An 11,452-nucleotide genomic window follows, 5' to 3' on the forward strand; every position below is an offset into this window, starting at 1 on the left:
AACAACCAGGGGGAACGCGATCTGCGAATGACCAAGGTCCAGCAGAAAATCTCGGGCTGTTTCCGCTCCTGGGAGGGTGCTGAGATCTTCTGCCGCATGCGTAGCTTTCTCTCGACCGCCGTCAAGCAAGGGGTAGCGGCGCATACCGCACTGGAGCAACTGTTTGCGGGGGAGGTGCCAGCCTTCATGCAGCAAGAAGCCCCGACTCAGCCAACCGGTGCTGAATAGTTACTAAATTTTATGATGTAATGGACAGATGATTCCTTTTTCGCAAATTTTTCCTCTACTAATTAGCCCCCCTCTATGCGGACACTTATCTTCAATAGAGTAATGAACACCGTCTATCTCAACTAATAAAAGTCTTTTCCCTTGGAAATATATATCCCGCGCAACAAAAAAAATACTCACTTTAATACAAAACCTTATATAATGGGTAATCGCAAAGATTGTGTTTTTCTAGCTGTTTTTTATTAACAATAAAAGAGCCGCTAATTAGATAGTCGTCATCCTCATCAGACGGTTCAAAAATAAGAGCGCTATCTATAATCATATCATTACTAAAACTTTTCATGCCTGCTTCTACAATACATTCCATTGCATTAGAAATGCTGTCAGCTAAACGCTTACCGTAAAACTCTGTCATTTTAAAACCTGCAGCGAAATCTTGTTTTGCAAGATCACCGAATTCTTTTATTTTATTCTCGTATATATCCTGCATAATTTCCGTATGGAAAATATCAATATGGGCGTGCTCTGAATGATATTTCCTATACTTATTTTCAACCCCTAATTCTTTTAATGCCTCATTGTGTTCGTGTGTTGACTTCCTATATGATGATTCTGCGCACGCAAGAAATCCGAGTTGCAAGAAAAAATTACGCCTGTTCTGAAACAGGAAATGTACAAAATTATGGAAAACAATTGCATCAATTGAAAAATGTTTTAGATAATGTAAATAACTTGAATCGAGATCAAATTTTTCCATTAGCACCGCATACAAAGTAGAGTGCTTCTCACTATAATTACCGCATCCAAATTCGTCTACTAATATTCGAAATAAATCAGTCTGCAGTTCTCCTCCAACTCCAAGACAACCAAAGCCTGATGCAGAAGCTTCTGCCAGTAAGTCCATTGATGCTTGGATTAGATATACTTTATATAAGTCTAAGCGTTTATGTTTTAAAAGAGTTTTAGCAACTGGGTCGCAATCGCTTTTACTTATTTCTTCAATCTCGCGATTTAGATTAAATTCAGCATTATCTTGTGTTATTTTATTATAATGACGCCGGAAAAATTCCTCATGCTCATGTTTTTTAATAAAAAGTTTTTCCAACTCGCATCTATCGTATTGTGAAACAAATCTTTTATAATTATCATCTTCATTTTGTGCGCCTCCAACTAATACTACGTAGTTTGAAACATACCACTTTGACAACTCTAGCTGGCTAGAATGAAATTCATTCATGATTACATTAATCCAGTTTTTAACAACTCATATTCAGAAACAGAAACATTTCCAGCAGTATAGCTTTTTAATAAACTCAGTTTAATGGTTGGGCTGTCTATTAAATCTAAAAAATCACTTGCTCCGCTTGAGCATAATATTGGAATAGACTTAATAATCAATCTATCAAAGCTACCTGATATTAAAAACTTCTCCAGAAGCTTCGCCCCACCTTCTATCAATATTCTATTAAAACCTGCTGACCTTAAAGAAGAAACAATTTCACATGCTTCTAACTCATTCTTATCTACAGGCATTAACCTTACACGAGAGTCTATAGGGTGCTTTATATTTCCTAAAAAATATACATCTCCATTGCCATCAAAAACATTTAAATTTTCATTTTTTATTGGCTTCCTTCCAACAATAACTTTAGAAATCTTCTTACCTGGGAATAATTTCTGATCGACACTTAAATATGGATTATCAGTTTCAAGAGTTTTTCTCCCAATCACTATACAGTCTGATTCAGATCTAATCTTATGTGTAAAATCTCTTACAGAGCTATTTTGATAACGATAAAATGATTTACTTGAAACACCATTCCCTTCGTCGATTTTTCCATTTAAACTCACCTCGACTAATAACGTTACTATGCTATTCATTATTTATAACCTGCAAGGATTTTTGCTTCAATCTCTATGTTTGATTCTTTAGGGATTATCTCTTGGTAATTGACTCCAGTATTTTCAATTATTATATTTTTATCGCCTAGAGCCTTAGTCTTGTGAGGGCTCATTGAGACAAAATTTTTTACTACTTTTACTCCAGCCCAATATAATATTTCAGCTGCTATATCCTGATTCCTGATATCAGAATGATTTGTAATGTCCACCGCACTACCGAAATAATCAGTTACCTTATTTTTATAAAAATATTTTCTTTGGTTATATATTAAAAACTTACTTACTTCGCCCATGGCACGGCCTTCATGGCGCATATACAATATTGCTGCATTACCACCTGACTGAGCAGACTTGATCGATTTTACTATACCCTCAATTAAAAAAGGCCTGCAACTACACATAGTTGAACCGAATACATCTGAGCTATTGCACTCATCATGAACTCTAAGAATATCTAAACTATGCAAGCTTCCAATTGATATTGGTTTTTTCGTTACAACATAAAGAGTATTAGCTGGAACAGATGGAATAAACACTCTCTTTTTCAAAAAAGACTCAGATTCTAAACCGGTATACTTAAATAATTTGCTTAAATAATTCTCCTCAGTAACTGAATAATAATCACATATACTCTTTATATCCCAAACAGGTTGTATCGAAATCTTTGTTACTTTTACACAACCATCATGATTAATTATTTCACCATCAATATCCAAGTCGCCTGATTTTATCATGCCCTTTATCTCAGAAATATCTAAGAAAGAGTCAGTCAAAGCAATTGTAATATCTTCAACCTTTTTTTTATCAAACAACTCATTACTAGGGCTTGACACCCACCCATATCCATCCATAAACATCAGATTTGAAAAATGATTTCCGGGCGTTATCATTCCAAAAGGGTCAGCTAATACATTTTTACTTATTGTTGGTGCTATTCCCGAAATTGCCTCAGCATGCGCAGCATGAACTCCGAATGTACCGAAACTAAAATCAAAAGAGCTTTTCTTACCGTTCATTAGCGCCACCTAAATAATTTTAATAAAGGATGATATATTGTTTTTTTTTAACATGTCAACGGATGAAACAAAAAATTCACTAATTTGAAATATTGCAAATACCTACCCGACGTCATCCATTGATGAAGAAGAGTCTTGATGGCCTGCCCCCTTCAGCCTATGCAGTGCAACTAGTGTTAAAAAGCGATAAAGTAACGTCAGACTCTAAACCCGGGTGCTACTGAAGATGGGGTGACGTTGGCCACACCATTATAACCCTGGATCGTGCCTTTACTGGTGATCATCTTGGCGCTTTCGTTATCGGTGAGGTTGCTCTTCACCTCATTAATTCGCTTCCCTCGGTCCATCATTGGGCTGTGCGTCTTTAGGAAGCGATCCACTTTGTTCATAACAGCATCTAGTGAGAGGATCATCCTGGCTCGGTGAATGTCCCGATCCAAATCGGCTTCCGTTTCGGCTTTATCACGAGCGTAGTGCTCTAGCAGGTGATGCCGAACCAGGCTTCTCCCGCTTCTCGCTCAACACCTTGAACGTACCCGACCACTCTTTAAAGGCATCGGAGGACATCTTGCGGCCATCAATGGTAAAGAGTTCGTTGCCCAGTAAGCCTTGTTCGTGGCACACCAATAGCACTTGTTCAAAGAGCGCTTCAATTTCGTCGGCATGCAGAGTGGTAAAGTGGGGAACGGTATCGCAGGACAGGGCTTTGAAAATGATATTGGTCTCGCAGCACCACTGCATCTCGCGACTGGAGGTGATCCCTTTTGAGTAGGCAAACAGGATGATCTTCAACAGGATGGCCGGATCATCGGCCAACCGACCTGTCTTGTCGTTGCGATATCCCGGATGGAAAACCGACAAGTCGAGTTTATGCTCGATCAGGTAATGCACTGCGTGTTCGAAGGTGCCAGGCTGAGGCTGATCCTGGTAGTTGATCACCACCATGGCGTTCTGATCGTAGTTGTAAACCTTGAAGCGCGGCATGCTGACCACTCCCCGCCTGTTTTCCCGATCCTACCAAAACCTGGCTGTCAAAGGGGTTTTTCTACAGCCTCAACGTCGTACCTAACCCTCGACATTTAACTTACTAGCATGCTACAAAATGGTAGGTTACACTTTACATAAAGAAATGATGAATTGGGCAAAACTTATAAACCAAATGAAAAATTATGAGCAAAAATGATTACTTACATTGACACTTCTCAAAGTAGCGTGGCCTACCTAGATGTTGGTGGTACTAATATAAAAATAAAGTCGTCGAATGGGTCCTACAATGTACCTACATCAGACATCAACTCATTAAGTAAGCTCATCTCGCTAGTTAAGAACACCTCTCCATATGCTACAAAAATTGTGGCGGCTTTTGCAGCTCATATCGGAGAGAATGCAGTTTTTTCCAATGATATTCCTTTTCTTAACTTCGATATAGATGAATGCAAAAGAATTTTTCATTCACAGAAAATGTCGTTACATGCAGTTAATGATGTTGCTGCTGCTGCTTTGGGCGCAACAAAGTATTATAGTGGATCTACATTAGTTGTTAATTTAGGCACAGGTACCTGCGCATGTTACTTAAATGTACACGATGGCTTTATATCTATCTTACGGTCTGAGTTTGGGTTTTGTGCTATAGACCTAGATGGAAGCAGGTTGGTAAGAGAAACAATCAAGACGAAAAAAACAAAAGTTCATATGTCAGAAGAATATACTTCCCTATTAGCTCTTTGGCTGTCTAACTTATCATGTCTTTACCTGCCTGATAGAATAGTGCTGGTTGGTGGTGTAATTTCAGCAGATGAAAATACTAAAGCCCTTAAAAGTTTATCTATGCAATATGCATACTTAAACCGAAAGAAACAAACCATGTCACATCAGCTGGGTGATATCGCAGTTTCACTCCATCCAGAACCTATCGCTTTAGAAGGTCTTTACATCATTGAAAAAGAAAGTATTCACTTCTTTAATGATAGATTATTAAAAATTTAATGGAATTAACTTCATGTTTTCAAATTGTGAAAAAATCATTTCTGAGCTTATCTTCAACATTTCCTCATCTCTCAATAGCTTTGGTCTCGTCCCGGAGGTTATTTTCCCTGATTCACAAGAGCTTAGAGCCAACGCCTCTCCTAGACTACTTTGTCAGACTCGCGGCATTATCTTCCTTCTTAAAAGCTACGAATATTTTAACGATGAAAAATTGTTAAAACTAGCAATAAGGCTCTACGAAGCTGTAAAAAACAAAAGTGAGTACTCTTCTTATTTTGATAAAGAACACAATATTACTGAACTATCTAAGCTATCCGCTTACGAGTTGAGCTTTCTTCTTTATTCGCAATCTATTCTTTATCTTCACTCTGATGCCATGCCAAAAAAAGAATTAAATAATGATATTAGAAATTCTCTGAAGTTAATTGAAGATATTACGCTTTCTGGCTTGCTATTCAGACCAATAAATTTAAAAGTTGGCATAGAACAAAATTCTGCCATGCATATATTTGAGTCTTTAACTCAATGCGCAAAGACGAAAATAATTAATGAAAGTTATGCTTTAAAGTACTACAAAACCATCATGCATAAATTTTTAAACCCTAAAAATAATATTATTGCTGAATATGCTAATGAAGATGGCAGTTTTGAATGCTATCAGTTAGGGCATAATTTTGAATGGGTATCTTTACTACTTAATTTAGAAAAAAGTAGTGGTGCTCATGAGATTGCACAGTCACTTTATAGGGCATCTCTATCACTCGTAAAGAGAAATGAGCATGGAATAATTATTAATGAATACGATGACAGCTTTTTACCTATTAATCAAAAACAAAGAATATGGCCTAGCCTAGAGTATATTAGAGCAAGCATACTTGTTGGTGAATTCGAAAGAAGCTTATCTTATTACAATGTAATGGAAAGAAGATTTTTTACTCGGAGTTCCCATTACAGAGAATATGAAGATGATGTTAAGTTACAGTGCAAAACCACCACAGGATATCACATAATAGAGATGGCCTCCGTGTTAAGAAAAGCTCGACCAAAATTATAGGCCAGCTAAAAAACTTTGATGCATACGACTTAGACAATAGTTTTACAGGGTCGACGTCACCCCCAGATTGAGTAGCGCTACACTTTAGAGTCCGATCCTATGCTAAGGAGATGGGACATGAAGAAGCGTTTCAGCGAAGAACAGATCATTAGCTTCCTGGGCGAAGCCGAAGCGGGGCTGCCTATCAAGGAGCTGTGCCGTCGGCACGGCTTCTCGGAAGCCAGTTACTATCTGTGGCGCAGCAAGTTTGGCGGCATGAGTGTGCCGGATGCCAAACGGCTCAAGGAGCTCGAAGCCGAAAATGGACGCCTGAAAAAGCTGCTTGCGGAGTAGCTCCTGGAGAGGGAGGTCACTCGCGAGGCGCTGAGAAAAAAGTGGTGAGCGTCCCGGCACCTCGAGACGCGGTGCGTTTTATGGTGTCACGTGGCATGAGTGAGCGCCGAGCGCTCCGTGTCATGCGTATGAGTGCCAGTGCCTTGCGCTACCAATCGGCCCCTGACCGCAATGAGACACTGCGTGAACGCATTATTGCCTTGGCACACCGGCATCGTCGTTACGGCGCGGGCATGATCTACCTGAAGCTGCGTCAAGCCGGTGAACAGGTCAATTACAAGCGCGTCGAACGCCTCTACGCTGCGGCTCGGTTACAGGTGAAGCGACGCAAGCGTAAGAAGATTCCCCTGTCTGAACGCAAACCCCTTGGCCGCCCTGGTGCTGCCAATCAGGTCTGGTCCATGGATTTTGTGTTTGACCGCACGGCGGAAGGGAGAGTGATCAAGAACCTCACCATTGCCGACGACGCTACTCACGAAGCCGTGGCTATCGTGCCTGCCCGTGCCATGTTAACACGAGTTCTGGATCATCTAGCGCTACAGCGTGGCCTACCAGGCGCCCTTCGTACGGATAATGGCAAGGAGTTCTGCGGGCGCGCCATGCTGACGTGGGCTCATCAACGTGGTGTTGCCCTGTTTTTAATCGAGCCTGGAAAACCCAATCAAAACAACTACATCGAATCATTTAACGGGCGCTTTCGAGATGAGTGCCTGAATGAGCATTGGTTCACCAGCCTTCATCACGCCAAGGTGATCATCGTGGCATGGCGGCGTGAGTACAACGAGGAAAGACCGAAGAAGAGTCTTAGTGGCTTGACCCCTGCAGCCTATGCCAAGCAATTGGTGGTAAAACACGATAAAGTAACGTCAGACTCTAACCCCGGGTGCTACTGAAGATGGGGAGACGTCGGGTCTGTAACGCGTTTGATATTAGCCACTCCAGTTACTACGAGTACCGCCAGCGGCGGCACCGTGTGGATGTTGAACGTCTGGCCTTAAAAGCTCAGGTAAGCCGCCTTTTCAAAAAGAGTCGCAGCTCAGCGGGCAGCCGCTCAATCAAGAAGTTGCTCAGCGAAGAAGGCGTCACCATCGGCCGTTTCAAGGTTCGGAGTTTGATGAGCGAAATGGGGTTGGTCTGCAAGCAGCCGGGCCCCATGCTTACGAGCAGGCGACCGTTGAGCGACCTGATATTGCGAATCATCTTGGCCGCAAATTTGCACTAGGCCAGCCCAATCAGGTCTGGTGTGGTGACATCACTTATATCTGGAGTGGCCAGCGTTGGAGCTACCTGGCCGTTGTGTTGGATCTTTACGCTCGTCGTGTTGTTGGCTGGGCCATGTCGTCCAGCCCAGATGCAGATCTTGTTGTGAAAGCGCTGGATCACGCTTGGGAACAACGTGGTCAGCCTAAGAACGTCATGTTCCATTACGATTAGGGTAGTCAGTATGCAAGCCGCAAGTTCCGCCAAAGACTTTGGCGCTATCGAGTGAAACAAAGCATGAGCCGACGTGGCAACTGCTGGGACAACTCGCCGATGGAAAGACTGTTCCGGAGCCTGCAATCAGAGTGGATACCGGCGTGGGGATATCGAAATCTACCTGAGGCCAAGAAAGACGTTAGTAGCTATCTGATGGGTTACTACAACCAGCAGCGCCCTCACTCGTTTAACGATGGCCTGCCTCCCGTGGTGGCTGAGGAAAACCTTAAATTACTGTCCGGTATTAGTTGACCACTACAGCTGCGTCTCAGGGAATAGTGTGGTCGCCATAAGCTGGCCTAGCAATCGGCAGACCGCTGCGCCAGTCTTCCTGTTCGGCAATAGGGGTGTCATAACGCCCTGGACGGTCGATAGGAGTGGCGGCACTACCTCCGAGCACATCGCCTGGGCGGCATCGTCTCGGAAGGGATTCCTTTAGGGGCCGTGCAGATCCCCCCCGATGGCCAGCCGATCATCCTGATGAACGACCGCCAAACCATTGGGGGCTACCCGCGTTTGGGCGCCCTCACGCCTATGGCCTGCGCCCGGCTGGCACAGTGCCTGCCGGGTACAGAAGTGCGTTTGCAGCCCATCAGCGCAACCCAGGCGCAGGCGGCGTATCGCCGCCTGCTGGATGCCTGGTTGTGAGGGCGTTGAGAGCACTACTCACGCGCCGATAATGCCGCCATCTTCACGGGTAATGACCAGCGTGGCGGAACGCGGGATGGCGCTGCCGCCCTCCGGCCAGTGGCTGGTGAAGCGGCCTTCGGCAAAGGCTTCTTCGGTGGTGGTGGCGCCGGGGTGCTGGACGTTGACGAACATGGTGCGCTGGTCTGGAGTGGTCACCACGCCGGTGATTTCCTGGCCCACAGGCCCGGTCAGGAAGCGCTTGATCTCGCCGGTTTCCGGGTTGGCGACCAGCATCTGGTTATTGCCGAAGACTTCGTAGATACCGGTGTTCATTTCGGATTCGCTAATGTCGGTCTGTATCCATACCCGACGGTCGGCATCGATCCACAGGCCGTCGGGGCTGGCAAAGATGTTGTCTTCTACCAGCGCATTGCCCGCCAGGTCGCGGCTATCGTTCTGGTCGCCTGCCAGCACGAACAGGTCCCAGGCAAAGCGCTCGCCTGCGTGAGTGCCCTCTTCCTGCCAGCGGATGATATGGCCAAAGCTGTTGTTGGCGCGCGGGTTGGCGGGGTGCTCGTCGCCCTCTGCACGGCGCGTATTGTTGGTCAGCGTGAAGTAGACGTCGCCGGTTTGCGGGTCGACGGCGCCCCACTCCGGGCGATCCATCCTGGTGGCGCCCACATGGTCGGCGGCACTGCGCGTATTGACCAGGATATCCGCCAGGTCCGCAAAGCCATTCTCGGGCGTCAGGCCGTTCTGGCCGGGGGCCAGCGCCAACCACTCGCCGCTGCCATCATCGTTGAACCTGGCCACATAAAGCGTGCCTTCATCCAACAGGCTGCCGTCCGCCGTCGCGGCGTCGAAGGGGCGCTGGGAGACGAACTTGTAGATGTACTCGAAACGGGAGTCGTCCCCGGAGTACGCCACCACGGGCTGCCCTTCCACCGCAGGGGCAAAGATGACGCCTTCATGGGCAAAGCGCCCCAGGTGGGTACGCTTGACCGGCACGGAATCGGGGTTCATCGGGTCGATTTCGACCATCCAGCCAAACGCATGGGGTTCGTTACGGAAGTCCTCTGCCGGGCTGGCTCCTCGGCTACTGGCATCGAAGCGGCTGAACTGATCGCTCTGCTGATCGGCACGGTGCCACTGATAACGACCGGTGTCGCGGGTTTCGATCCCGTAGCGCGACTGGCGACGATTGATGTCGGTATCCGTGTTGGCAAAATAGCCCGCCCAGTTCTCTTCGGCTGCCAGGTAGGTATTCCAGGGCGTGACCCCGTGGGCACAGTTGTTCAAGGTGCCACGCGTCATCAGGCCTTCCGGGCTGTACTGGGTAATCAGGTGCTCCGTGCCCGCCACCGGGCCCGAGAGCTGCATGGGCGTTTGGGCAGTAATGCGGCGGTTCAGGGCATCCTGCACCACTTCCCACTCGCCTTGCTCATTGGCACGAACGCGCACGACACTCACGCCGTGGGCATTCATCTCCTTGATCACCTGATCGGCATCGCGGCTGCCATCGTCATGCTGAGGAAAGCCATTGCGGTCCAGCGCCAGGCCACTGGCCGCTGCGTGCAAGAAGCGTGGTTCCACGTATTCATGGTTGAGCACCAACAGGCCGTCGGTGGAGCTGCCGTTCAGCGCAAAGAAGTGCATGCCGTCGTGATGGCTGCCCACCTGATGCGCCTGCTGCTCCCCGGAAGCTTCCAGGCTGAACGCGGGCATATCGCCCGTGATGGGCGTTCCCCAGGGGATGAAGCTTTGCACGCGATAGCCCTCAGGCACCACGACGTTATCAGCAGCGCTGATACCTACCGGGTTGAATCCCATGGTGGGTGAACCCGCGCCCGCATTGGCGGCCAGCGCTTGCGTCAACGGCAGCCTGGTCGCCATCAGGCCCGCGATCACCGTTGCCAGCCCCCCTTTGAGGACGCCTCGGCGGCTCAAGCGCCGCTCCAGAATATCGCCAAAATAGGCATTGCTGGAACGGTTGCTGAGCGGCTCATCCCCCTGAGCCATTACGCTATCGACACTGCCTGCCACGGTTTTCTTCGTCATGATACATCTCCCTGATGAGCGGCCCACTGCTGGCTTAACCATTTGCTGGCTTATATGAGAAACAGCCAATATGGCTTGCTCAGCAGCATCGGCGCGCAACATGTCATGCTCGTGACAGTTGAGTGAAGGTTTGACGAAGCCTGAATAGCACCTGAACAGGGAGCAGGTGTCATTGGTCTATATCCTTTTCCAGTCTCTTGAGCTGTCGACCCAGTCCTTCCATGATGGAGGCACTCACGGTGTCAGGAAAATCATCCGGCAGCAGCGCCGCTACCCGGCTCATGGCTACGTCAGCCTGTGCGAGTATGCTCTGTATGATGGTCAGCGTTCCCTGTGCCAAAGCAGAGCCATTTTTTCCTGCGCCCCGGCGAGCGAGATTCTGAAGTCTCCATCACGATGCATGCCAAGCGGCAACTCTTGGTAGCCGCTGAGCAATGTCGCGATATCCGTCTCATCCAGCGGCTCTGCTGTGATCTGTCGAACATTGGGTATGGTGTCTGTCTCGGGATACAGCTGAATAGCGCCGATACAATCACGGCCTACGGCGGCGAGAAGGTCAAAGGGGTGTCCGGTCGCCAGCTGAAATTTTGCCTGCATTCTGGCGCGAATCGCCTCGGAGTCGGGCAGCAGGTTATCGAAGAAGTTGTAAACCACCGCGCCACGATAGCTTGCCGAAGATAACGGCATGGATATTGACTGCTCCTCGCCCTGAAGGACGAGGATTCCCAATTCAACGAGAATCGGACACGGAGACTGGCTCCATGCCGCT

At 47.1% G+C, this 11,452-nt stretch carries 8 protein-coding genes and 5 pseudogenes; 6 read left to right on the forward strand and 7 right to left on the reverse strand.

Translation table 11 applies throughout. The features are described from left to right. Positions 1-228 (forward strand): annotated as a pseudogene (locus tag CWI66_RS16560) (IS66 family transposase); the annotation flags it as partial. A gap of 3 nt (positions 229-231) precedes the next feature. Here the strand turns inward: CWI66_RS16560 and CWI66_RS18725 are convergent. The 5 genes and pseudogenes from CWI66_RS18725 to CWI66_RS16585 all read right to left on the reverse strand — a co-directional run. Further along, positions 232-408: a Rieske 2Fe-2S domain-containing protein gene (locus CWI66_RS18725; protein ID WP_157808998.1), complete on the reverse strand. Its 177-nt coding sequence runs from the start codon at positions 406-408 to the stop codon at positions 232-234. 1 nt (position 409) lies between these two features. After that, positions 410-1,465, reverse strand: a complete 1,056-nt coding sequence (locus CWI66_RS16570) for an iron-containing redox enzyme family protein (RefSeq protein ID WP_100732283.1) — start codon at positions 1,463-1,465, stop codon at positions 410-412. 2 nt (positions 1,466-1,467) lie between these two features. Next, positions 1,468-2,109 carry a dihydrofolate reductase family protein gene (locus CWI66_RS16575; RefSeq protein ID WP_083844195.1) on the reverse strand — a complete coding sequence of 214 codons (642 nt, stop codon included), beginning with the start codon at positions 2,107-2,109 and terminating at the stop codon, positions 1,468-1,470. Then, positions 2,109-3,146, reverse strand: a complete 1,038-nt coding sequence (locus tag CWI66_RS16580) for a hypothetical protein (RefSeq protein ID WP_100732284.1) — start codon at positions 3,144-3,146, stop codon at positions 2,109-2,111. Before CWI66_RS16580 ends, CWI66_RS16575 begins: the two co-directional genes overlap by 1 nt. 451 nt (positions 3,147-3,597) lie before the next feature. After that, a pseudogene (locus tag CWI66_RS16585) lies at positions 3,598-4,130 on the reverse strand (transposase); the annotation flags it as partial. Positions 4,131-4,325: 195 nt separating this feature from the next. On the opposite strand from CWI66_RS16585, the gene CWI66_RS18100 reads away from it, so the two are divergent. The 5 genes and pseudogenes from CWI66_RS18100 to CWI66_RS16615 form a co-directional block, all read left to right on the forward strand. Then, a complete protein-coding gene (locus CWI66_RS18100; protein ID WP_157808999.1) occupies positions 4,326-5,132 on the forward strand; it encodes a hypothetical protein in 807 nt (268 codons plus the stop codon). A 13-nt stretch (positions 5,133-5,145) separates the two neighbouring features. Continuing rightward, positions 5,146-6,186, forward strand: a complete 1,041-nt coding sequence (locus tag CWI66_RS16590; protein ID WP_083844197.1) for an AGE family epimerase/isomerase — start codon at positions 5,146-5,148, stop codon at positions 6,184-6,186. Between the two features lie 117 nt (positions 6,187-6,303). Further along, positions 6,304-7,412 (forward strand): annotated as a pseudogene (locus CWI66_RS16595) (IS3 family transposase). A 17-nt stretch (positions 7,413-7,429) separates the two neighbouring features. Next, a pseudogene (locus CWI66_RS18455) lies at positions 7,430-8,247 on the forward strand (IS3 family transposase); the annotation flags it as partial. Between the two features lie 150 nt (positions 8,248-8,397). Beyond that, a pseudogene (locus CWI66_RS16615) lies at positions 8,398-8,643 on the forward strand (biotin-dependent carboxyltransferase family protein); the annotation flags it as partial. Positions 8,644-8,661: 18 nt separating this feature from the next. On the opposite strand, the gene CWI66_RS16620 reads toward CWI66_RS16615, so the two are convergent. Then, the gene (locus CWI66_RS16620; RefSeq protein WP_100732287.1) at positions 8,662-10,683 is read right to left on the reverse strand and encodes a PhoX family protein; all 2,022 of its coding nucleotides are present in this window, start codon (positions 10,681-10,683) and stop codon (positions 8,662-8,664) included. A 321-nt stretch (positions 10,684-11,004) separates the two neighbouring features. Next, positions 11,005-11,452, reverse strand: a 448-nt coding sequence (locus tag CWI66_RS16625) for a HipA N-terminal domain-containing protein (protein ID WP_198517606.1), incomplete at its 5' end; no start/stop codon positions are given.

The organism is Halomonas sp. 141 (assembly GCF_002810305.1).
Taxonomy (GTDB): Bacteria; Pseudomonadota; Gammaproteobacteria; order Pseudomonadales; family Halomonadaceae; genus Vreelandella; species Vreelandella stevensii.

What these genes read in the sequence shown, in the direction of transcription:
- CWI66_RS16570 (WP_100732283.1), bottom strand. Translation starts at nt 1,465, where the DNA reads ATGAATGAATTTCATTCTAGCCAGCTAGAGTTGTCAAAGTGGTATGTT.
- CWI66_RS16575 (WP_083844195.1), bottom strand. Translation starts at nt 2,109, where the DNA reads ATGAATAGCATAGTAACGTTATTAGTCGAGGTGAGTTTAAATGGAAAA.
- CWI66_RS16580 (WP_100732284.1), bottom strand. Translation starts at nt 3,146, where the DNA reads ATGAACGGTAAGAAAAGCTCTTTTGATTTTAGTTTCGGTACATTCGGA.
- CWI66_RS18100 (WP_157808999.1), top strand. Translation starts at nt 4,326, where the DNA reads ATGATTACTTACATTGACACTTCTCAAAGTAGCGTGGCCTACCTAGAT.
- CWI66_RS16590 (WP_083844197.1), top strand. Translation starts at nt 5,146, where the DNA reads ATGTTTTCAAATTGTGAAAAAATCATTTCTGAGCTTATCTTCAACATT.
- CWI66_RS16620 (WP_100732287.1), bottom strand. Translation starts at nt 10,683, where the DNA reads ATGACGAAGAAAACCGTGGCAGGCAGTGTCGATAGCGTAATGGCTCAG.